We start from the raw sequence: 23064 nt of genomic DNA, 5'->3' as shown, positions 1-23064 counted from the left end.
TTAATTTTTCCTATCATATATTTCCACAGCTTTTTTTAGCAAATCCAGCCGTGTTTTAATAGTATTTGTACGACCGTAAGCAGCTTTGGTTTTATAGGCAACGACAACATTAATAGCTGGATATACGGTGATACTTTGTCCCATGTATCCTAAAGCAGAATATGCATCTTTAAGCCTATAATCTTTTGTATTTTGCCAAAGCCACCACATATATCCATAGCCAAAATCAACGCGTGTGTCTTTAAAAACAGGTACGTTTTTATTTAATTCTGTATGTGATGTACGTTCAGTAATCATTTCATTAACCCAATTTTTATTTATTATTTCTGTGCCATTCCAATCTCCATTATTGAGCATTAGCAATCCGATTCTTGCCATATCTCTTGTTGAAAACCACATCGGATAAGCCAAATATTTAGAAATAGTTGTGTCTCCTTCTTTTTTCTGCAGTTCACGTTTCCAATCTTGCATTTTTAATGGAATAGCTAATTGAGTTTCAACCACATCATAAATATTTTTGTTAGTTTCTTGCTCGAAAATAAAACCAGCAGTATTAAAATCCCAGTTGCTATATAACCAATAACTTCCTGGCTTAACACTACCTCTTTCTGGTGCAAATTGTTGCATGCCACCTGGATAACCTTCTGGATGATAGACACCTGATCTTGCTGAAATGAGATCTTTTATGGTTGCTTTCTTTTCTATATCCTTTAACCCTTGAACATCATCAATTTCTAATTCTAGTAACGTTTTATTTAAATCGATTTGGCCATTGTTAACATACTTACCATATAGCATTGCGAGAACGCTTTTTCGACATGAAGCGATATAACTATTTTCAGAAATATCGCCGTAGTCAAAAACGATTTTTCCTTTGTGAACAATTATAAAACCAGTGATGTTCGTGCTATCAATAAGGTATTGAGTAAATTCTTGTGATTTGCTAATACTCCAACCATCATCTTCAGGATTGTCATGATAATTCCATTTATCTTGAGGGAATTCTTGCGCAATAGTTAAAGTTATTGGCAGTAGCCAAAAAAAGAAAAATAGTTTTAAATTCATAACCTATATTTTTTATGATGTCAACTCCCTAAACAAACTTTCTAGACTTGCATTCTTTTGGTTCAATTGGAGAATTTTTAATTGGTTATCGTGTGCAAAATCAAACACATAAGATCGCATATCTTCAGAAGTAGAAAACGTGATTTCATACACAAAATCATGTGTATTAATCACCTGTTTTACTTTTGGGAGGTTTTTAAGAAAAGTATCTTCTATACGATAATCAAATTCTACAATAACGGTTTGTTCTTTTTGGATACGTAGATCTTTGAGTTTTTTGTTAGCGACTATTTCACCTCTATTAATAATGATGACACGATCACACATAGCTTCAACCTCTTGCATGATATGTGTAGATAGAAAAACCGTTTTTTCTTTACCAATAGATTTAATCAAATTTCTAATATCTACCAATTGGTTTGGATCTAATCCAGTAGTAGGTTCATCAAGAATCAACACATCTGGATTATGCAGTAAGGCATTAGCCAAACCAACGCGTTGCCTGTAACCTTTAGACAATTGACCAATTTTTTTATGAGCTTCTGGAGTTAATCCGGTTAAATCAATGACGTCTTGAATTCTCTGTTTAGGTACTTTGTGAACAGAGGCATTAAAAGCTAAATACTCACGCACGAACATATCTAAATACAAAGGGTTGTGTTCCGCCAAATAACCAACACTTTGTTGTACGCTCCTGGTGTTTGCCTTCACATCATAACCATTTACTAATGCAGAACCTTCATTGGCTTCTATAAACGTGGTCAGGATTTTCATCATGGTAGATTTTCCAGCACCATTTGGTCCCAAAAAACCAACAATCTCTGGCTTTTCAACTTTAAATGAAACATCATCAAGAGCTTTCTGATTTCCGTAGGTTTTTGTTATGTTTTGAACTTCAATAGACATGATTGCGAAATATCTTCAAAAATAAACATAATATAATTTAAACAGACTTTTATTTCATTTTCTTCAAAACTTCGTTTAAAACCATAAAAAATCCTTTTTACTATTTTGATTTCTGAAAATATTATTTACATTAGCCACATAATTATGAGAACAACAGTAGATTATACATATTATAACTGGTTTTATTTCTTTTTTAGCAGAAAGATCGAGACGTTGTATGTGTAATTTATAAACATAAATTTAAGTATAGGTCTCGATGTAAAATCGGGACTTTTTTTTTACATGATAAAGACAGTAGCAATACAAGGTATAAAAGGATCTTTTCATCATATTGTATCCCAACAATATTTTGAAAACGAAATCAATGTTATTGAGTGCCTCACTTTTGATAAGGCGGTAGAAAGTCTTATGAATAAAGAGAGCGATGCTGTTATTATGGCCATAGAAAATTCTATTGCAGGCTCAATTATTCCTAATTATGCTTTGATCGATAGTTACCATTTATATATTGTTGGTGAACATTATTTGGATGTGCAACATAATTTGTTGACTTTGTCAGACCAAACCATTGATGATATTGAAGAAGTATATTCTCATCCAATGGCATTGTTACAATGTAAAGAGTTTTTTAAAGATTATCCAAGCATAAAATTGGTTGAGGATAAAGACACAGCAGAAGTAGCACAACGCATTCATATAAATCAATTAAAAGGCATTGGTGCTATTGCAAGTAAGTTGGCAGCAGAATTATTTGAGTTGGAAATTTTGGCACCAAGTATTCAAACCATCGCACATAATGAGACAAGGTTTGTAATTGTAAAACGTGAAAATCACGAAATACCTGAAATCGAAATCAACAAAGCATCCTTTAAGTTTTCGTTAGACCATAAACGTGGTAGTTTGGCAACCATACTTAATGTTATGAGTGACTGTAAGTTGAATTTAACTAAAATACAATCATTACCCATTATAGATACACCTTGGAAATATGCTTTTTTTGTTGATGTCACCTTTGCAGATTATAAAGATTGTATAAAGGCAAAATCAATTATGAACATCATGGCTCAAGATTTTAAAATTTTGGGAGAATATAAAAATGCAAGGATATGATACAAGTGGCTAACAGATTGCATAGTGTTGAAGAGTACTACTTTTCTAAAAAGTTAAGGGAAGTAAACTTGCTTAAAGCAAGTGGTAAACCTATTATCAATTTAGGTATTGGCAGTCCGGATATGCAGCCTCCACAAAAAGTGATTAAAGCACTTGCTGCTGGATTGTATGATGAAAACGCTCATAAATATCAAAGTTATCAAGGTCTTCCAGAATTGAGAGAAGCCATGGCTGCTTTTTATAAAGACCAATATAATGTTCATGTAAGTGCTGAAACTGAAATTCTTCCGTTAATGGGAAGTAAAGAAGGTATCATGCATATCTCAATGGCTTATTTAAATAAAGGTGATGAGGTATTAATACCAAATCCTGGATATCCAACATACCTTTCAGTCACAAAATTAATGGAAGCAAAGCCAATATTCTATGAATTGGATGAATCAAATAATTGGCTACCTAATTTAAAGGCTCTGGAACAATTGGATTTAAGTAAGGTAAAATTAATGTGGCTTAATTATCCACATATGCCAACTGGAGCAAATGCAACAGAACAATTGTTTGAAGACATTGTTACTTTTGCCAAAAAGCATAATATTCTATTAGTAAACGATAACCCATATAGTTTTGTTTTGAATGACAAACCAAAAAGCATATTAAGTGTAAGAGGAGCAAAAGAGGTATGTTTAGAATTGAATTCGTTAAGCAAAACCTTTAATATGGCAGGTTGGAGAGTAGGAATGGTTTTAGGAAACCATAGTCATATCTCTAATATTTTAAAGGTAAAAAGCAATATGGATTCAGGTATGTTTTATGGTGTTCAAAAAGGAGCTATTGAAGCTTTAAAATGTTCGTCAATGTGGTATGCAACGTTAAACAGTGTGTATCAAAAACGCAGAGAATTAGTTTGGAAATTGGCAGAGGCTTTAAATTGTACTTACGATAAAAATTCGTCTGGTCTTTTTGTCTGGGCAAAATTGCCACCTTTTGTAAAGTCGGAAGAATTTATAGATGTCATTCTTAAGAACAATCATATTTTTATTACACCAGGAACTATATTTGGCAGCAAAGGAGAAGGTTATATTAGGATTTCACTATGTGTAACAACTGAAGATTTGGAAGAAGCAATTGTAAGAATATGATGAAGAATATATACATAATTGGAGTTGGATTAATTGGTGGAAGTCTAGCAAAAGATATTAAAAAGTTAGATCCAGAAGTAATAATTCACGGAATTAGCAGAAAGCAGACAACCCTTGATAAAGCACTATCTCTTAATTTAATTGATAAGAAGGCGACGTTGGAAGATATTGTTAATGCAGATTTAGTTATCGTGGCTATTCCTGTAGATACGACGGTAAAAATGTTGCCAATGCTATTAGATAAAATTCCAGAAACGGGTTTGATAGTAGATGCTGGTTCTACAAAAAAGGATATCTGTAAAGTTGTTGAAAACCATCCTAAAAGAAGAAATTTTTTAGCATCTCATCCTATTGCTGGAACCGAATATTCTGGACCTGAAGCAGCCATTAGTGGTTTGTTTGAAGGTAAAACAAACATAATTTGCGAAGTTGAAAAAACAGCGTTCAAGCTGCAGGAAAAGGCTTTGAAGTTATTCGAATCTCTAGGTATGCGTATTAGATACATGAATCCTGAAGCTCATGATAAACATATAGCTTACGTATCACATTTATCGCATATAAGCTCTTTTATGCTAGGTAAAACAGTCATTGAAAAAGAAAAGAACGAGCGAGATATTTTTGATATGGCTGGTAGTGGATTTGCTTCTACTGTAAGACTGGCAAAAAGTTCACCAGAAATGTGGACGCCTATTTTTAAACAAAACAAAGTCAATGTTATAGAAACACTTGATGAGTATATAAACAACTTAAGACAGTTTAAACAGTTTATGGAACAAGATGATTTTGAAGCCATTTATAACGAAATGAAAGACACAAATTATATAAAACAAATTTTAGAAGGAATTGCTTAAAAAGTAAATTATGGAAAACACGAAAGAAATGAGAAAATGGTTGGATGATATGAATTTAAGTCATCCACTGGTTGTTGCTGGGCCATGTAGTGCAGAAACAGAAGAACAAGTATTAAAAATAGCGCACGAGCTTAAAGATACAGACGTTAATTATTTTAGGGCAGGTATTTGGAAACCCAGAACAAGACCAGGAAATTTTGAAGGAGTTGGAGCATTGGGTTTAAAATGGCTACAAAAAGTGAAGTCTGAAACCGGTATGAAGACCACTACCGAAGTTGCAAATGCAACGCATGTTAAGTTGGCTTTAGAACATGATATAGATATGTTATGGATTGGAGCTCGCTCTACAGTGAGTCCATTTATCATGCAAGAAATTGCAGATGCCTTACAAGGAACCGATAAACCAGTTTTAATTAAGAATCCTGTCAATCCAGATTTGTCGTTATGGCTTGGTGGTATTGAGCGTATTTATAGTTCTGGAGTTAAGAACATTGGGGCTATTCACAGAGGTTTTTCAACCTATGAAAAAACAAAATACCGAAATATTCCTGAATGGCAAATGGCTATTGAGTTTCAAAATAGGTTCCCAGATATTCCTTTAATAAATGATCCATCTCATATTACTGGAAAACGAGATATGATTTTTGATGTATCTCAAACAGCATTAGACCTTAATTTTGATGGTTTAATGATTGAAACTCATTGTGATCCTGACAATGCTTGGAGTGATGCTGCACAACAAGTAACACCAAATACTTTGGTTCAGATCATGAAAGATTTAAGAATAAGAAAAGAATCTGATCCTGAAGCAGAATATAATACTAGCCTTAATAATTTAAGAGCAAATATTGATATTATTGACAATCAAGTTATAGAATTATTAGGAAAACGAATGAAAGTATCTGATGGTATTGGTCAATTAAAGAAACAGAAGAACGTGGCTGTTTTACAAAGTAAACGTTGGAACGAAATACTTGGTAAAATGGTTCTTGAAGGCGAAGAAAAAGGATTAAGCGAAGAATTTGTCCTTAAGATGTTTAAAGCGATTCATCAGGAATCTATAAATCATCAGGAAAAAATTATTAATGGTTAAAGTTAAAAGCCTCACAAATGTGAGGCTTTTTAAATAAGTTATTTATTTCTTTTAAAAATATAGCGCGTAATAAAGATACCACTGCCATCATCTTTTCCAGCGTCACTTTCAACAGCACTTGTTATAAAAGCTAGTTCCCAACCTTCTTCAATCATGGAATTTATTTTAGACGAAATTACTGCATCATTGGAGGCAATGTTTTGAAATCTAATTCCACCAATATTAAAAAAATTCAATAATTTAGTTTCTTCAAAATCTTTGACCCTTATGTCCGATCTTTTAGACTTGTTTCTTGTATTATCTTCTTCCGTTTGTTCAGAAGCAAATTCAGTATAATCCCTTTCAGCTTCAGCCGAAATTATTCTTGATCTGCCTAGTCCACTAGATACAATAGATTCAACACTAGTAATAACTTTATACTCAACTTGAGCATATACTTCTACTATTGATATAAAAAGAAACACTATAAGTAATAAAATTTTTCTCATAGATTTTGGTTTTAAAAATTAAGCAGCAATATACAATTCTTTAAAATTTATTTGTAAGCCAATTGTATGAATTTTCAATAAATTTAGGCGTATCAAATCTATACCCAAAATATAGTATTCCATATATTCTGTCATTCTCTGTATTGGAATTTTTGTCTTCATTGTACCAGTTAGCGCTAAAATTATAGCTTCCTCCAAAAATTATTCTTTTAGAACTGAATCCTAATTGCAAGCCACCTTCTAGCTGACGTGTGATTAATGTTTTATATTCAGTTGATTTTATATCATTAATTATACTTTTATCATTAACAAACCTAACACCTAGTGATGGTGACACGTATGGCGAAATAAACCAATTCTCTTTAATTACTAGGGTATAATAGTAATTGGTAGCTAACCGAATATTAAACGATTTTTCTTCACTTTCACTACCTAAAAAAGTAAATCCAGAATTATTATAATTGTAGTAAAGAATTGGCACAAAACTGCCAGCACTCTTTTTTTGCCATTCGGTCTGATATACTAGATTCCTATAAGAAAACTTGGGATTGAAAACATAGGCTGTAGACATGCCCCAAGTCACGTTTTTTAAATTGGGAATTTGGATGTAAGGGTCTTCACCTTTAATCCAATCATCAACAAAATCATGAGTATTTTTAATATAATAACCTTTAATTTTATTATAATAGATTCCTTGTACCCAATTGCCTAAGAACATTCTAAATTGAAGGTCGCTAAACGAAGATTTTCCTTTGAGATTATCATCTTGGTTATCAGTAATAAAGTTGGGTGCAAACCCTAGGCTTATCCCAATAAATTGATAGTCAAGAGACAAAAACAACTTATAATTATTGTTTGGTTCTACTTTCAAATCAACAGTATTGTCTGTTCTTAAAATATAGGTATCTGTTTGTGTACTAAGATTTGCTTTTATAATTATTTTGTCTGCAAAAGAAACAATTGAAGTTGAGTCTTTCTGTGTTGCATTTTGTCCATAAAAATTAACAGAAATTAGAAAAACATAAAGTAGTAAATGTTTAGGAAACCAATTCATTTCAAAATGACGTCTTTTTTGACTCATTGAAGGTAATAAAAAAACTATTTCTAATCGTTTGCTTTTGTCTTGTATTACAAAGTAATAATTTACATCTTTGTGACTAATGACAGGAATAGTTTATAAATCTACAGGAAGTTGGTACACCGTAAAGACAGAACTTGGGGAGATTTATGAATGCAGAATAAAAGGCAAGTTTCGTATTAAAGGTATAAAAAGCACTAATCCAATTGCAGTTGGTGATATTGTAGATTTTGAGCTCGAAACCGATAATAATGAAGTAACTGGAATAATTCACAATATATATGACAGGAAGAATTATATCATTAGGAAGTCTGTAAACTTATCAAAGCAAACACATATTATTGCTTCAAATATAGATCAGGTTTTTTTACTAGTAACAATAAATAACCCAGTTACTTTTACAAGTTTTATAGATCGGTTTTTAGTTACAGCAGAAGCGTATTCAATTAAAGCAATCTTACTTTTTAATAAAATTGATACTTATGATGAAAACAATTTGCTGGAAGTAAAATATTTAAAATCTCTTTATAAAAATATTGGCTATCAGTGTTATGAAATTTCGGCTAAAGAAGGTAAGAATGTTGATAAGGTTAAACAGCTTATGACAGATAAAGTAAGTATGTTTACAGGGCATTCAGGTGTTGGTAAGTCAACTTTAATAAATAAGATAGAGCCTGAACTGGATTTGAAGATTCAAGAAATATCCTTACAGCATATGCAAGGTCAACATACTACAACCTTTTCAGAAATGTTTGACTTAAGTTTTGGGGCAAAAATAATTGATACGCCAGGAATTAAAGGTTTTGGAGTGGTAGATATGGACAGAGAAGAAGTTGGCGATTATTTCCCAGAGTTTTTTAAACTTAAAGAAAACTGCAAGTTTAACAATTGCCTTCATCTTAATGAACCAAAGTGTGCAGTTAAGAAAGCTTTAGATAATGACAAAATAGCTTTTTCTCGTTACCGAAGTTATTTGTCAATTTTAGAGAATGAAAGTGAAAATTACAGAACAGATAATTGGGATAAAGAATGAAAGCAGTAATTCAGCGTGTTTCAAGGGCGAGTGTTACTATTGAAGAAAGCCAAGTAGCCTCAATTGAAAATGGACTTCTAATTTTACTGGGAATTGTAAATGAAGATACGATAGAAGACATTAATTGGGTAGTTAAAAAAATAGTTAACTTAAGAATCTTTAATGATGATTTGGGTATTATGAACAGATCACTGATAGATATCCAAGGAGATGCTATAGTTGTTAGCCAGTTTACACTTCATGCTAGTACAAAAAAGGGAAACAGACCAAGTTATTTAAAAGCAGCGAAACCAGAAATTGCAGTACCGTTGTACGATTCATTTGTTAAGCAATTTGAAATAGTTATAGAAAAATCTGTGGGAACAGGAGAATTTGGAGCAGACATGAAAGTAGAGCTTTTAAACGATGGACCAGTTACCATTATCATTGACTCAAAAAACAAAGAGTAATGGCTTCAATATTTGGTCATAGTATTGTTGCGCTTACTATTACAAAATTATTTGATAATAATCATTCAAGATTATTAATTCTTTTGGCAATCGTTTCTGCTATACTTCCAGATCTAGATGTTTTAGCTTTTAATTTCGGAATTCCGTATGAACACCCATTTGGTCACAGAGGATTTTCACATTCTATACTTTTTGCTTTAATCTGGTCAACTTTAATAACCTATACTTTAGGAAGAAAAAATAAAAAGCTTTGGTTTCTTGTCATTTTTTTGTCAACACTATCTCATGGTATTCTGGATGCCATGACTTCTGGAGGTAGAGGTGTAGGATTTTTTATTCCCTTCAATCACGACAGATTTTTCTTTCCATTCAGAGAAATAATGGTATCTCCTCTAGGTGTAGATAGATTTTTTTCAGAATGGGGTTTTCAGGTTATTTTAAGTGAATTAAAGTATATCTTTTTACCTTCTGTATTTGTTTTACTAATATTGCATTTCAATAATAAAAAAGTCTAAATGGATATACAAAACGCCCAACTTATTGTTGACAATTGGATAAAAGAGCATGGAGTGCGTTATTTTAATGAGTTAACCAACATGGCTCAACTTACAGAAGAAGTTGGCGAAGTAGCACGTATCATTGCGCGTAGATATGGAGAACAAAGTGAGAAGGAAAGTGACAAAGGCAAGGATTTGGGTGAAGAGTTAGCTGATGTGCTTTTTGTAGTTTTATGTTTGGCAAATCAAACCAATGTTGATTTACAAGAAGCTTTCAATAAACGTATGGAGAAAAAAGCAAAACGTGATCATGATAGGCATCATAATAATGACAAGTTAAAATAATGATATTATAAATTAAATACTACATCTTCGTTAATTGATGAATATAACAATACAAAAGTCTATAGTTAGGTCTCCTTCAGAAGTAAACATAACAGGTTCAAAAAGCGAATCCAATAGATTGTTGTTGCTACAAGCATTATATCCAGAAATTCAAATTGAGAATCTTTCAAATTCAGACGATTCTCAACTCATGCAAAACGCTTTTTTAGGGAATAGTAATGTTGTTGACATTCATCATGCTGGCACAGCTATGCGGTTTTTGACTGCTTATTTTGCGGTTAAGGAAAACAGTGAAGTTGTTTTAACTGGTTCTTCTAGAATGAAAGAAAGACCAATCAAGATTTTAGTGGATGCCTTAAAGCATTTAGGTGCTGATATTCAATATGTTGAAAAAGATGGATTTCCGCCTATAAAGATTAGAGGTAAAAAAATAACAAAGACTAAAGTAACACTAAAAGCCAACGTAAGTAGTCAATATATCTCGGCACTTTTACTGATAGCTTCAAAGTTGGAAAACGGATTAGAACTAACATTGGATGGTGAGGTTACTTCAATTCCATATATAAACATGACACTAGGTTTATTAAGGCAAATAGGTATTAAGACTAACTTTGTAAATAATAATATACGTGTTTATCCTTTTAATGGAAATCTTAAAACTAGAAACTTGCTGGTAGAATCAGACTGGTCTTCAGCTTCTTATATTTATAGTATTGTCGCATTAAGTGATATTGGTACAGAAATATCATTGTCTCATTATAAATCAGATTCACTTCAAGGAGATTCTGTTTTAGCTGAAATTTACATTAGTTTTGGTGTGCAAACTACATTTTTAAAGAATAAAATTAAACTTAAAAAAGTTTCTCATAATTTTTCACACTTCACCTATAATTTAATTAAAGCACCAGATATTGCACAAACCATAGCAGTCACTTGTTTGGCTTTGGGTATTGAATGTTTTTTAACAGGCTTGCATACCTTAAAAATAAAAGAAACAGATAGATTGAATGCCTTAAAAACTGAAATTGAAAAATTAGGTGGTATTGTTGAAATAACCGATCATTCACTTCATTTGATGGCCTCAACCACAATTAAAGAATTTGTGTCAATAGCTACTTATAATGATCACAGAATGGCCATGGCATTCGCGCCTTTGGCATTACGAATTCCTATTACCATTGAAGATTCTCATGTAGTTTCAAAATCATATCCAGATTATTGGAACGATTTAAAATCTCTTGGTTTCAAAATAGAAAAATAATAATCAGTTAATTACTTGACTTTGCCTGTTTCAAGATTGTATATTTGCACCTTGCAAAAAAGACAATTATATGAAATTATCACACTTTAGCTTCAATTTACCAGACGATTTATTAGCCGAATATCCACCAGAAAACAGAGATGAGGCCCGATTAATGGTCTTGAATAGAGAAAAACAAACTATAGAACATAAACACTTTAAAGATTTAATCGATTATTTTAATGAAGATGATGTGATGATTCTTAACAATACCAAAGTTTTTCCTGCAAGACTTTTTGGTAATAAGGAAAAAACAGGAGCTAGAATCGAAGTTTTTCTTTTAAGAGAGTTAAGCGAAGAACAACGTCTTTGGGATGTTTTGGTAGATCCTGCAAGAAAGATTAGAATAGGTAATAAATTGTATTTCGGTGACGACGACATGCTCGTAGCCGAAGTAATAGATAATACAACATCAAGAGGAAGAACCTTACGCTTCTTATTTGATGGTTCTTACAAAGAATTCAGAAACAAGTTAACAGAACTAGGAGAAACGCCACTTCCTAAATATATTAAAAGAGAGGTAGAGCCTGAAGATGAAGAGCGCTATCAAACTATTTTTGCTAAAAAAGAAGGAGCTGTAGCTGCACCAACTGCTGGTATGCACTTCTCTAAACATCTACTTAAACGTTTAGAAATCAAAGGTGTTAAGTTTGCCGAAGTTACATTACATGTTGGACTAGGAACCTTTAATCCTGTTGAAGTTGAAGACCTTTCAAAACATAAAATGGATAGTGAAGAAGTTACTATAGATGCACATGCTGTAAATATCATCAACAATGGTATTAAAACCAGAAAACGTGTTTGTGCAGTAGGTACCACAAGCATGCGAGCTATAGAAAGTTCGGTATCGTCTAGTGGAACATTAAACGAAATGGATGGATGGACCAACAAATTTATTTTTCCTCCATACGAATTTAGTATTGCCAATTGTATGATTACTAATTTCCACACGCCAAAATCGACATTACTGATGATGGCTTCAGCCTTTGCAGGGCATGATTTTTTAAAGAAGGCTTATGATGAGGCTGTAAAAGAAAAGTATAAATTTTACAGTTATGGCGATGCCATGTTAATTTTATAAATTAAATGAGCCTCGATTTTCGAGGCTTTTTTATCTTAATAAGGTTGGAAAAGAAGAAAGACATACGAGCATTAACCAAAGATCAGCTTCGTGATTTTTTTGTTGCAAATGGGGATAAGGCATTTCGAGGTAATCAGGTTTATGAATGGCTTTGGAAAAAGTCTGCGCATACTTTTGATGATATGACCAATATTTCAAAAGAGACAAGGCAAATGCTCGAATCTGATTTTGTAATCAATCATATTAAGGTAGATACCATACAACGTAGTTCTGATGGTACTATAAAAAATGCAGTTCGATTACATGATGGTTTAGTTGTAGAGTCAGTATTAATTCCAACCAAAACAAGAACAACGGCTTGCGTGTCATCACAAGTGGGTTGTAGTTTAGATTGCAAATTCTGTGCAACAGCTAGATTGAAACGTATGCGTAATCTTAACCCAGATGAAATAGTAGATCAGGTTGTGGCTATAGACAATGAAAGCCGTTTATATTTTGATAGACCACTTTCCAATATTGTGTTTATGGGTATGGGAGAACCACTCATGAACTACAATAATGTTTTAAAGGCAATTGATAAAATTACTTCACCTGAAGGATTGGGCATGTCACCAAAGCGTATTACGTTGTCAACATCTGGAGTGCCAAAAATGATTAAAAAAATGGCTGATGATGAAGTGAAATTTAAATTGGCGGTCTCTTTGCATTCTGCAATTGATGAGGTTAGAACCAGCATTATGCCTTTTAACGCAACATTTCCACTGAAAGACCTAAAAGAAGCTTTGCAATATTGGTATGCGAAAACAAAAAACAGAATCACTTACGAGTATGTGGTTTGGGAAGGCATAAACGATACCAAAAAAGACGTTGAAGCATTGATAGCGTTTTGCAAGTTTGCACCAAGTAAGATCAATTTAATTGAGTATAACCCTATTGATGATGGTATGTTTAAACAAGCAAAATCTGAAACTATTAACATGTATGTTTCTATGCTTGAGGCAAAGCATATAACAGTTACAGTAAGGCGTTCCAGAGGTAAAGATATAGATGCTGCCTGCGGACAATTGGCGAACAAAAGCTAAACAAAAAAAGCCACAAATTGTGGCCTTTTTTGTTTAATATTAAATTATAATTATTGTAAGACTATTTTTTTTCTCATTACAGCGTCAGAGTTTGTATCATTTAACTCAATAATATAAACACCTGAAGCTAATGTAGGGGCTTCAATAACGTAATCTCTATTTTGAGTTTCTCCTTTTAAAACTTCTTGACCAGTCATATTTATTACACTATAGCGAGAAGAATCCTGTAAGTTATATAACCCAATACTTTTGTTTAAGGCAACAACCTTAATTTTAGAAAATGCATTGTCATCTATTCCAGCAGTAGGAAGACCATCACCAGCATTTATACCAATTCCACTAGTTTGCTCATAAGCAAAGTCTAGTACTTCCCAAGACATGGCATCAAAAGCAACAGTTACTCTTGCCCATCCGTAATAGACTTCATCATCAAATGGGCCAGGACCATTAGGTATTGTAATTCTTAAACCTAAAAACTTCTCGGTTTCGCCACACCAATTACTAGATCCAGAGCCACCAAAGCAACTGGCAAAATTCATAGTCCCTACATTAGATACGGCATTAAACCAAGTTCCTTGAGTTGAATTTATTGGTTGACCACTACTTAATGCAAAAGGGTAGATATAAGCGCCTGGTTGTGAACCAAGAAATGAGTTTGAAGCCAAAGCTGGGAATGAAGCAGCTAAAGACCCATTGTAAATAAACACCCAACCTGCAGATGATGCCGATCCTTGTGCTAAATCTACAACACGAAAATCTGGAGTTGTGTCTTGGTTTAGATCGATTTCAAATAATTGATTGAGTCCGCCAGCCGCCCCAATATCATAATATTGTACTTGAGCATCAGTTTCAGAAACACTGGCTATAGCCACAGATAATGCACCATATTGTGCTAAACGTTTAGTAAGTTTTTGAGAAGTAATTTTTTTCATTTTTAAAAAGTTATTTGAGCTAAAATAATAATTTATAAATAATGGTTGAGTTAAGAATTTAGAAGTTGTAAAGATGTTTTTAACAATATGAATAAAAAAAAGCCACAATTTTGTGGCTTTCTAATATTATAAAAATCTATAGTTATTGTAAAACTACTTTTTTCCTCAAAACAGCATCAGAGTTAATATCATTAAGCTCAAGAATATAAACTCCAGAGGCTAATGAAGGCGCTTCAATAACATAATCCCTATTTTGAGTTTCTCCTTTTAAAACTTGTTGCCCTGTCATATTAATAATATTGTAACGAGAAACATCAGGTAAATTATAAAGAGCTATGCTTTTACTTAAAGCTACTACTTTCACCTGATTTAAAATATTATCCTCAATACCCAATACAGTTTGACCGGCATTTATTGGTGCGTTAGGTGTATCGTGATAAGCGTAATCTTTAATTAGCCAATCACCTGCTGTGGTGCCAACTTCTATCCTTGCCCAACCAAAATGGATTTGCCCAGCAATTTCAAATCTAAGACCTAAATATTTATCGCCTTGGTTTGGGCACCAATTATCAAATGAGAATGTGCAATCGGCATAATTTAAGGTTTGAAAACCATCATATACCCATGCTCCAGGAACCATGGAACCAAAATTTGAGGTAGAAGATACCATCATACTATTGCTTATGGTTACACCACTATCTAAAGCGAATGGGTATTGCCAAACGCCTTGATCATATCCAAATATAGCATTATTAGGTTGTGCAGAAGAACTATAAACACCACCTACTAAAACATTATAATTGCCACCTCCTGAAGTAGCACTATTAAAATGTCTAAGAGCAAAGTCATTTTGAGTTAAACCACCGTCCATATTTAATAAATAAAGATAACCAGGGCCACCTTCATCTGGGTCGACATCTGTATAAATTATATTTTGACCATTAGATTCAGCAATTCCAGTCACAGCAAGAGACAGGGCTCCATATTGTGCTAAACGTTTTGCAAGTTTTTGAGAAGTAATTTTTTTCATATTTAAAAGGATTAATTAATAATAGCTCCTTAAATCTATAAATAAAATTTAAGCTTTCCTAATCGATGTCTTAAAATCAATCCTCCACAATTTATATTCTTTAAAAAAACATCTACTATTTACCCTTGTGTTTCGATATAAAAAAATAAAAGGTCAAGTTTTTTAACCTTTGTTTGGATTAAGACAATTTGTTTTGTTTTTTTATGAGATATTTAATTGGAAAAATGGAGAAGAATAATAAACTTAAAAATATTCAATACAAAATTACCGAAAAAGGCTCATTAGGTCTTTTAGCTTATGGAGATAAAGGATTACGAGCTTGGCGAAAAGTAAAGAGAGAATTTTATAAAAAAGATTCTTAATGAGCAAAAAAGTATTGTTGATTGGTTGGGACGCGGCAGACTGGAAACTCATTTGGCCTCTCATTGCCCAAGGTCAAATGCCAGCACTTAAAAAATTGATGGATCGAGGTGTTTATGGAAATATGGGAACAATGAACCCTCCGTATTCTCCAATGTTATGGTCTTCTGTAGCCACTGGAAAAACACCAGATAAACATGGCGTTCATGGTTTTATTGAAGTGATGCCAAATATGAAAGGTATTAGGCCTGTAACTGTTAATTCTAGAAAAGCTAAAGCTTTATGGAACATTTTACATCATGAAGGCTACAAAAGTAATGTTGTTGGTTGGTGGCCTAGTTTTCCAGCAGAACCTATAAATGGTGTTGTGGTTTCAGATAAGTTTCAAAAAGTCAAGGTAAATCCAAAAGAGAAAAGTCCAATTTTAAGCGGAACTATTCATCCTAAATCGTTAACAAAAGATTTACATGATTTGCGGATGTTCCCTTATGAAATCACAGACGCACACATCTTTCCCTTTTTTCCTAAAGCGGCAGAAATAGATCAGGAAAATGACAAAGGATTACAATCTTTCGCCAAAATAATGGCAGAAAACACATCTGTTCATGCGGCTTCTACTTATGTAATGCGTGAAAAGGAGTGGGATTTCATGGCAATTTATTACGATTTAATAGACCATTTCTGTCATGCATTTATGAAGTTTCATCCACCAAAGCAGAAACCAATACCTCAAAAATTATTTGACATTTATAAAGACGGTGTGGTTGGAGCTTATCGCTTTCAGGATATGATGTTAGAACGTACTTTAGAATTGGTTGATAAAGATACCACCATAATTGTCTTGTCCGATCACGGTTTTGAATCTGGTCACAGACGTATTTTAAAAATGCCAAAGTATCCGGCAGCACCTGCGCTAGAGCACCGGCAATTTGGAATTTTTGTTGCTGCTGGACCAAATATCAAAAAGAGCGAAAAGGTTTTTGGGTTAGGATTAATAGATATTGCACCAACCATTTTACACATGTTCAATTTACCAATTGGTAAAGATATGGACGGAAAACCAGCTTTGGATATTTTCAAAGAGATTAATCCTCCAAGCTATATAGATAGCTGGGAAGACGTTGAAGGTGATTTTGGTGAGCATCAAAGCACTAAAGAAGAGGACCAGTTATCAGACCAAGACACCATGCAGCAGCTTATAGATTTAGGATATATTGATAAACCAGATGAAAAAATTGAAAACGCAATATTAAAAACTAGGTGCGATCTAAAACATAACTTAGCTCGTGTGTATTTAGGAAAGAAAGATTATGTAAAATCTAAAGAGTTATTGCATGAACTGATAAATGAAACTTATCCAGTTTACGAGGAAAAGGACCTTGAAAAATGGAAAGAAAACATGCAAAAAACAAATCAGCAACCACCATTTAAAGTTGGAGATTCTATAGTGGATGTCATTCCTTTTTATATGGATTTATTAACTATAAGTTTAGCCGAAAATGAGTTTAAGAAAGCTGAAGAGTATTTGAACGAATTAAGAGCAAGAGATAAAAAGTTTGAGATTATAACCTATTTCTCTGAAGCAAAAATTCTTTTGGGAAAAGGCAAGGTAAAAAAAGCATTAGAGGTTTTAACGAAAGCAAAAAATAACAGACCTAATTCTGAAGTTTGGTATCAAATTGGGAAAATATACATGCAAACTAATAGATTTGAAGATGCCAGAGAAGCCTTTGAAAATGCATTGGAATTTGAGGTTGATAAAGCCAAATTTCATCAATCTTTGGCGACATGTTTAATACGACTTGGAGATTATGAAGAAGCTGCAGAACATGCCTTAACAGCTATAGAATTAGTAAAATATTATCCAGAAGCACATTACACTTTAGGCGAGGCATTGGAAAAATTGGGAGATTTAGAAAATGCGAAAATGGCATACGATACTGCGGCAAAACTAAAACCACAAACGCATTACAGAGCAGAAAAGGCTATTGAAAATGTTGACATAAAACTAAAAGATAAGAGCAGTTTTAAATATCATAAGGAACAGATTGTAGTTGTTTCTGGTTTGCCAAGGTCTGGTACATCTTTGATGATGCAAATGCTACATCATGGTGGTCTTGAGGCTTTAACGGATAAAAACAGAAAGGCTGACGATTCTAATCCTAAAGGATATTTTGAGTACAATCCAGTGATGTCTATTCATAAAGATAATTCTTGGCTAGCTAAAGCTAAAGACAAATCTGTTAAAGTGGTCGCGCCATTGCTTAAATTTTTGGATCCTAAATATCGCTATAAAGTCATTTTTATGAACCGAGATTTAACGGAAATTGTAAAATCACAACAAAAAATGATAGGCAAAGATCCTGAAACGTTACCAACACGACTTTTTGACGCGTATAAAAAACACCTAAAGCAAGTTGAAATCTGGAAAGACAAAGAACCTGGAGTTGAGCTGTTGTATTTAAACTATAAGGATATTTTGGAAAATTCAGAAGAGTCTATAAACAAGATCAACGCTTTCATTGGTGTGAATTTGAACAAAGATAAAATGGCGGAATGTATAGATAAATCACTTTACAGAAATAAGGTTTAAGCTTTTAGAAGCCTAAATAGCATTTCACAAGCTTTTTTAGTACGTTTGTTATAGTACAATTACACTAAACTTCTTCTTTGAAAATAGTAGAGCAAATAAAACAACCTATAGCTTTTGAGATGGAACTTTTCGAGCAAAAGTTCCAATTGTCTATGTCTAGTAAAGTAGCTCTTCTTAATAGAATAACGCATTACATAGTCAATAGAAAGGGAAAGCAAATGCGACCCATGTTTGTGTTTTTGGTCGCAAAAATGGTATCAAATGGTGAGATCAGTGAACGTACCTATCGTGGCGCTTCTGTGATAGAGTTAATTCATACAGCAACTTTAGTACATGATGATGTGGTGGATGATAGTAATAGGCGTCGTGGCTTCTTCTCTATCAATGCCCTTTGGAAAAACAAAATCGCTGTGCTTATTGGTGATTATTTATTATCGAAAGGGTTATTACTATCAATAGATAATAATGATTTCGATTTACTAAAAATAATTTCGATTGCAGTTCGGGAAATGAGTGAAGGCGAATTGCTTCAAATTGAAAAAGCTCGTAAACTTGATATAACTGAAGATGTTTATTACGAGATTATTCGCCAGAAAACAGCAACGCTTATTGCTGCTTGTTGCAGTCTAGGTGCCGCTTCTGTTAAGCCAGAATCGCAAGATGTAGAAACGATGCGAAAGTTTGGCGAACTCATTGGTATGGCATTTCAAATAAAGGACGATTTGTTCGATTATGGTGAAACTCAAATTGGGAAGCCCACAGGAATTGATATTAAGGAGCAGAAGATGACATTGCCTTTAATTTATGCGTTGAACAATGCTTCTAATAAAGACAAAAGCTGGTTAATAAACTCCATAAAAAGGTACAACAGAGACTCCAATCGGGTGAAAGAGGTTATTGCTTTTGTGAAGTCCAAAGGTGGTTTGGACTATGCCATCCAGAAGATGAAAGACTATCAAAATGAAGCTTTATACATACTTCAAAAATACCCTGAATCAGATTACAGAAATTCATTGGAGCTTATGGTGAATTATGTTATTGACAGAAAAAAATAAATCACCAGGCAACCTTTTGCATAAAATTTGCGTCTCTATAAACAGAAGCTAAAATGAAATCGCTTTTGAAAGTCATTCAATTGTATAAAAACGAAAACACTTTAATTAAAAAAGCCTCACAAAATAATCGTGAAGCTCAAAAAGCGATATTCGATTTGTATGCTCCCAAAATGTTAAGTGTTTGTAGATATTACATCAAAGATTTACAACATGCTGAAGATGTAATGCTCAAGGGCTTTTTTAAAGTATTTTCAAATTTAAAGGCTTTTACAGGCAAAGGTAATTTTGAAGGTTGGATAAGACGCATCATGGTCAACGAATCTATTTCCTATTTGAGACAACAAAAAAAAGTTGAGCTTTCTTTTGAAGAGGTAGAAATAAACCAAGAGGATTATTATTTTGAACATTCGTTTTACAATGTAGATGAAATCCAACAGTGTATAGACTCACTGCCCAAAGGGTACAAAATGGTATTTATAATGTATGCCGTTGAAGGATATAAACACCATGAGATTGCTGAAATTTTGAATATTTCTGAAGGCACTTCAAAATCCCAACTATTTAAAGCTAGAAAGCTTTTGCAACAAATGATTAATGAATTAAACAAAACAAGCTATGGCAGCAGATAATTTTGATAATAACATAAAGAACAAGCTTGAAAATCGAACCATAAAACCAACTGAAGAAGCTTGGAATAAACTTTCTGAACAGTTAGATATAATTGATAGAAATAAGTCAAATACTAAAATTTGGTGGCTTGGTATTGCAGCTAGTATTGTTGGTGTTTTGTTTTTCTTTTTAAGAAATACTGAAAATTCTTTAGAAAATAACACACCAATAGTTGTAGAAACGCAACAAGAAGTTAAGACCAAGAATACAGATGATGCATCACCAAGTATAGATAAAAATAATGTTGTTAAAGAACTTGAAAAAAGTCAGCCAGTTGTAAGTACAAAAAGTGAAAAAACTCCCGAGATAAAGGAAACTAAAAGCCAACCTATACAGAGTTCTATTGTGCCAGAGGATAAAGATACCAATATCGACCAAGTTGTTGCAGATGTGGCTCAAGAACCTAAATTGGAGTCTGAAGAAAGCATTCAAATAGAACCTAACAATATGTCTTTCGAAGATCAAAAAATTCAGGAGGTTGTTGCACAGATTAAGGATTTACAAAACCAAGATAAAGACATCACAGAAGAAGAAATAGATCAGCTTTTGCTACTAGCCGAAAATCAAATTAAGCAAAAACGATTATCTGATCAATCTACCAATACGGTTGATGCCAATAGTTTGCTTCAAGATGTTGAGCAAGAGTTAGATCGATCTTTTAGAGATAAAGTACTTGAGACATTAAAATCAAGTTACGAAAGTGTTAAGCTAGCAGTTATAGAACGCAACGATTAATATTCATCAATTAAAAAACGAACAATTATGCAAACCATTACAAAATACATTGTATTAGTAGTTTTAGTCTTGAATGCGCATCTCATCAATGCTCAAGAAACAGAAAATAACAAGGCAAAAATAGAAATTCTAGAAAATGCCAAACAAAAAGTAGAAAACGAAGAACGTGATTACCTAAAAGTTGAAGTAGAAGAAGTTAATAAACGCTTGGATGCTGGAGCAATTACTCAAGAACAAGCCGACCAATTGAAGCAAGAACTTGCCGAAAAAAGAGCATTGAATATTGAAAACAGAACAGCCATTATTGACAATAAAATTTCGCTTTTAAGGCGTAATGAAAATGGCTATAGTAATGATGTAGATGAAGGAGATGTTGTAGGGTTTTCTATTGGTGGAAGAGAAGGTACTTTTGCAGGTGTTAGAATAAATGGTAAAAACTTACCAAGACGATATGACAGACGCACAACAAACGATTTTGTTTTTGCCATTGGTTTCAACAATGCCATTATAGAAGGTGAATCTCTAAACGATTCTCCATACAAACTGGCAGGTTCTGGATTTGTAGAAATGGGATGGGCTTGGAAAACACGAGTTTTTAAAAACACCAATGCATTACGTTTTAAATACGGTTTTTCATTTCAATGGAATAAATTAGACATTAAGGATGATCTTTATTTTAATGAAGTTGATGATGTCGTTATGCTTGAAGAGTTTCCTCATAATGTCATTAAATCAAAATTCAGAACCACAAACTTGGTGTTTCCTGTGCATTTTGAATTTGGACCTTCAAAGAAGAGAGAATACGACAATTATTTTAGGTACTCGACACATAAGAAGTTTAAAATGGGAGTAGGAGCTTATGGTGGATTTGTCTTACAGTCTATGCAGAAAATAAAATACAAAGAAGATGGTCACAGAGAAAAAGACAAATACAAAGGGTTTAACACCAACAATTTTGTGTATGGTTTAAGCACATATTTTGGTTGGGGTAATGTAGGTATATATGCCAAATATGACCTATCTCCAATTTTTAAAGACCAAGCCATAGACCAAAATAATATTTCATTAGGCATCCGGTTTGACATGGACTAAAAACTATAAAAAAAGCCTCAACATTTGAGGCTTTTTTTATGGATTCGTTTAACGATTAGTATAAAATGCGTTTTAATGCGTTTTATACATTGTTGTGCCCAGTTAGCATTTGGCGCTTATTTTCTGCCAGATCTTCCATTACTCCTTTATAAAATCCTGTATACTCTCTTCCAACAACCGGTTAAACTCCTCTGTGTCATCCCACATTATTAAATGTCCTACATCTTCAACAATTTTAGCTTTGAATGTAGGAACATACTTTCTAAAGGCTTCTACATTGGTGGGCTGCAGATCGGAATTTATCGAAATAATCGGAGCCTTGACTGTTTTGACCGAATGTATGCAATGTTCATTCTGCCATTTTATATAGTCTTCTAGAGATTCTCTCCAACCAATGTGTGAAGCACCCTCTAAAAATGATACAATTCGATTAAAAGATGAGTCAACATTATTTTTAATGAATCCACCTCCAACCATTTTCTCCTTGGTAGGATTATTAACTAAATCCATCATCACACTGTCAAGATAAAGGGCCATTGGAGGAGGAATCTGCATTTCTACTTCTTGCAGTTGATCCACCAATACTAAGCCGATAACATGATCTGGTGCTTTATTAGCAGCTTCTATAACAATGGGAGCTCCCATTGAAAAACCTACAAGCACTACTTTTTTAAGATTAAGTTGTTGAATTATACTGGATACGTCTTCCCCATACGATGTTATTGTCCATTCACTGCGATTATTTCCAGATTCACCAAAACCTGGAAGATCGATAGCAATTACCCTATACTTTTTTGAAAAGTGTGATATCTGAGCTTCCCAGATACTTTTATTGTTCGACCAACCATGAACCAAAATAATAACAGGTTCACCCTTACCCTCATTATCAAAGCTGATACTTACTCCGTCAAATGACTTAACTGTTGTAATTATTTCAGTTTTACAACCATTAATCATGAATAGAAATACAATAAAAACAAAGGTTAAAATTGGATTAATTAGTTTCATAATAATCTGCAAAGTGTTTAGTTAATAAAGAAATACTTGTTAATAATTAAAAAATAATTTGACCTCAGAGTAT

24 protein-coding genes are annotated in these 23064 nt (G+C 33.1%); 17 read left to right on the top strand and 7 right to left on the bottom strand.

Annotated elements, in window-relative coordinates; translation table 11 throughout:
• Positions 1-1065 (bottom strand): serine hydrolase domain-containing protein, encoded by a 1065-nt coding sequence (locus AAFP94_RS06415; protein WP_316661707.1) that lies wholly within the window; start codon positions 1063-1065, stop codon positions 1-3.
• 12 nt (positions 1066-1077) lie between these two features.
• Positions 1078-1971 (bottom strand): gliding motility-associated ABC transporter ATP-binding subunit GldA, encoded by an 894-nt coding sequence (gene gldA / locus AAFP94_RS06410; protein ID WP_316661706.1) that lies wholly within the window; start codon positions 1969-1971, stop codon positions 1078-1080.
• A 282-nt stretch (positions 1972-2253) separates the two neighbouring features.
• Here gldA and AAFP94_RS06405 point away from each other — a divergent pair, with 282 nt between their 5' ends.
• The 4 genes from AAFP94_RS06405 to AAFP94_RS06390 are packed head-to-tail and all read left to right on the top strand — an operon-like array spanning position 2254 to position 6164.
• Positions 2254-3081, top strand: coding sequence for a prephenate dehydratase (locus AAFP94_RS06405; RefSeq protein WP_316661705.1), 828 nt, complete (start codon positions 2254-2256; stop codon positions 3079-3081).
• The gene (locus tag AAFP94_RS06400; RefSeq protein WP_316661704.1) at positions 3078-4220 is read left to right on the top strand and encodes a pyridoxal phosphate-dependent aminotransferase; all 1143 of its coding nucleotides are present in this window, start codon (positions 3078-3080) and stop codon (positions 4218-4220) included. Before AAFP94_RS06405 ends, AAFP94_RS06400 begins: the two co-directional genes overlap by 4 nt.
• Complete coding sequence (locus tag AAFP94_RS06395) at positions 4220-5071, top strand: prephenate dehydrogenase (RefSeq protein ID WP_316661822.1); 852 nt, start codon at positions 4220-4222, stop codon at positions 5069-5071. Before AAFP94_RS06400 ends, AAFP94_RS06395 begins: the two co-directional genes overlap by 1 nt.
• 10 nt (positions 5072-5081) lie before the next feature.
• Positions 5082-6164 carry a bifunctional 3-deoxy-7-phosphoheptulonate synthase/chorismate mutase type II gene (locus AAFP94_RS06390; RefSeq protein ID WP_316661703.1) on the top strand — a complete coding sequence of 361 codons (1083 nt, stop codon included), beginning with the start codon at positions 5082-5084 and terminating at the stop codon, positions 6162-6164.
• A 38-nt stretch (positions 6165-6202) separates the two neighbouring features.
• On the opposite strand, the gene AAFP94_RS06385 is transcribed toward AAFP94_RS06390, so the two are convergent.
• Both AAFP94_RS06385 and AAFP94_RS06380 read right to left on the bottom strand, forming a co-directional pair.
• Positions 6203-6652 (bottom strand): hypothetical protein, encoded by a 450-nt coding sequence (locus AAFP94_RS06385; RefSeq protein ID WP_316661702.1) that lies wholly within the window; start codon positions 6650-6652, stop codon positions 6203-6205.
• A gap of 40 nt (positions 6653-6692) precedes the next feature.
• Positions 6693-7733 (bottom strand): DUF4421 family protein, encoded by a 1041-nt coding sequence (locus AAFP94_RS06380; RefSeq protein WP_316661701.1) that lies wholly within the window; start codon positions 7731-7733, stop codon positions 6693-6695.
• Positions 7734-7812: 79 nt separating this feature from the next.
• Between AAFP94_RS06380 and rsgA the strand changes: the two genes are divergently transcribed.
• The 7 genes from rsgA to rlmN all read left to right on the top strand — a co-directional run bounded on the left by rsgA (position 7813) and on the right by rlmN (position 13517).
• A complete protein-coding gene (rsgA, locus tag AAFP94_RS06375; RefSeq protein WP_316661700.1) occupies positions 7813-8763 on the top strand; it encodes a ribosome small subunit-dependent GTPase A in 951 nt (316 codons plus the stop codon).
• The gene (dtd, locus tag AAFP94_RS06370; protein WP_316661699.1) at positions 8760-9212 is read left to right on the top strand and encodes a D-aminoacyl-tRNA deacylase; all 453 of its coding nucleotides are present in this window, start codon (positions 8760-8762) and stop codon (positions 9210-9212) included. The genes rsgA and dtd overlap by 4 nt, the downstream gene beginning before the upstream one ends.
• Positions 9212-9727, top strand: coding sequence for a metal-dependent hydrolase (locus AAFP94_RS06365; protein WP_316661698.1), 516 nt, complete (start codon positions 9212-9214; stop codon positions 9725-9727). The genes dtd and AAFP94_RS06365 overlap by 1 nt, the downstream gene beginning before the upstream one ends.
• Positions 9728-10054, top strand: coding sequence for a nucleotide pyrophosphohydrolase (locus tag AAFP94_RS06360; protein ID WP_316661697.1), 327 nt, complete (start codon positions 9728-9730; stop codon positions 10052-10054).
• Positions 10055-10091: 37 nt separating this feature from the next.
• The gene (locus AAFP94_RS06355) at positions 10092-11315 is read left to right on the top strand and encodes a 3-phosphoshikimate 1-carboxyvinyltransferase (RefSeq protein ID WP_316661696.1); all 1224 of its coding nucleotides are present in this window, start codon (positions 10092-10094) and stop codon (positions 11313-11315) included.
• 70 nt (positions 11316-11385) lie between these two features.
• Entirely contained in the window at positions 11386-12435 is a 1050-nt protein-coding gene (gene queA / locus AAFP94_RS06350) for a tRNA preQ1(34) S-adenosylmethionine ribosyltransferase-isomerase QueA (RefSeq protein ID WP_316661695.1), read from the top strand.
• 5 nt (positions 12436-12440) lie between these two features.
• Entirely contained in the window at positions 12441-13517 is a 1077-nt protein-coding gene (gene rlmN / locus AAFP94_RS06345) for a 23S rRNA (adenine(2503)-C(2))-methyltransferase RlmN (protein ID WP_316661694.1), read from the top strand.
• A 50-nt stretch (positions 13518-13567) separates the two neighbouring features.
• Here the strand turns inward: rlmN and AAFP94_RS06340 are convergent, their stop codons facing one another.
• Entirely contained in the window at positions 13568-14449 is an 882-nt protein-coding gene (locus AAFP94_RS06340) for a T9SS type A sorting domain-containing protein (protein ID WP_316661693.1), read from the bottom strand.
• A 142-nt stretch (positions 14450-14591) separates the two neighbouring features.
• Complete coding sequence (locus AAFP94_RS06335) at positions 14592-15479, bottom strand: T9SS type A sorting domain-containing protein (protein ID WP_316661692.1); 888 nt, start codon at positions 15477-15479, stop codon at positions 14592-14594.
• Positions 15480-15682: 203 nt separating this feature from the next.
• Here AAFP94_RS06335 and AAFP94_RS06330 point away from each other — a divergent pair, with 203 nt between their 5' ends.
• From AAFP94_RS06330 to AAFP94_RS06305, 6 genes are all read left to right on the top strand, one after another.
• Positions 15683-15841, top strand: coding sequence for a hypothetical protein (locus AAFP94_RS06330; protein WP_316661691.1), 159 nt, complete (start codon positions 15683-15685; stop codon positions 15839-15841).
• Positions 15841-18432, top strand: a complete 2592-nt coding sequence (locus AAFP94_RS06325) for an alkaline phosphatase family protein (RefSeq protein ID WP_316661690.1) — start codon at positions 15841-15843, stop codon at positions 18430-18432. The genes AAFP94_RS06330 and AAFP94_RS06325 overlap by 1 nt, the downstream gene beginning before the upstream one ends.
• A gap of 77 nt (positions 18433-18509) precedes the next feature.
• Positions 18510-19487, top strand: a complete 978-nt coding sequence (locus AAFP94_RS06320) for a polyprenyl synthetase family protein (RefSeq protein WP_316661689.1) — start codon at positions 18510-18512, stop codon at positions 19485-19487.
• 53 nt (positions 19488-19540) lie between these two features.
• A complete protein-coding gene (locus AAFP94_RS06315; RefSeq protein ID WP_316661688.1) occupies positions 19541-20116 on the top strand; it encodes an RNA polymerase sigma factor in 576 nt (191 codons plus the stop codon).
• Positions 20103-20891, top strand: coding sequence for a hypothetical protein (locus AAFP94_RS06310; protein ID WP_316661687.1), 789 nt, complete (start codon positions 20103-20105; stop codon positions 20889-20891). Before AAFP94_RS06315 ends, AAFP94_RS06310 begins: the two co-directional genes overlap by 14 nt.
• A gap of 27 nt (positions 20892-20918) precedes the next feature.
• Positions 20919-21983 carry a coiled-coil domain-containing protein gene (locus AAFP94_RS06305; RefSeq protein WP_316661686.1) on the top strand — a complete coding sequence of 355 codons (1065 nt, stop codon included), beginning with the start codon at positions 20919-20921 and terminating at the stop codon, positions 21981-21983.
• 138 nt (positions 21984-22121) lie between these two features.
• On the opposite strand, the gene AAFP94_RS06300 is transcribed toward AAFP94_RS06305, so the two are convergent.
• Positions 22122-22991, bottom strand: coding sequence for an alpha/beta fold hydrolase (locus tag AAFP94_RS06300; protein WP_316661685.1), 870 nt, complete (start codon positions 22989-22991; stop codon positions 22122-22124).
• Positions 22992-23064 lie beyond the last annotated feature (73 nt).

Source organism: Gilvirhabdus luticola (assembly GCF_040117515.1).
GTDB lineage: Bacteria > Bacteroidota > Bacteroidia > Flavobacteriales > Flavobacteriaceae > Gilvirhabdus > Gilvirhabdus luticola.
The sequence above is the reverse complement of the archived record's forward strand: the minus strand, read 5'-3'. Positions and strand labels throughout refer to the sequence as shown.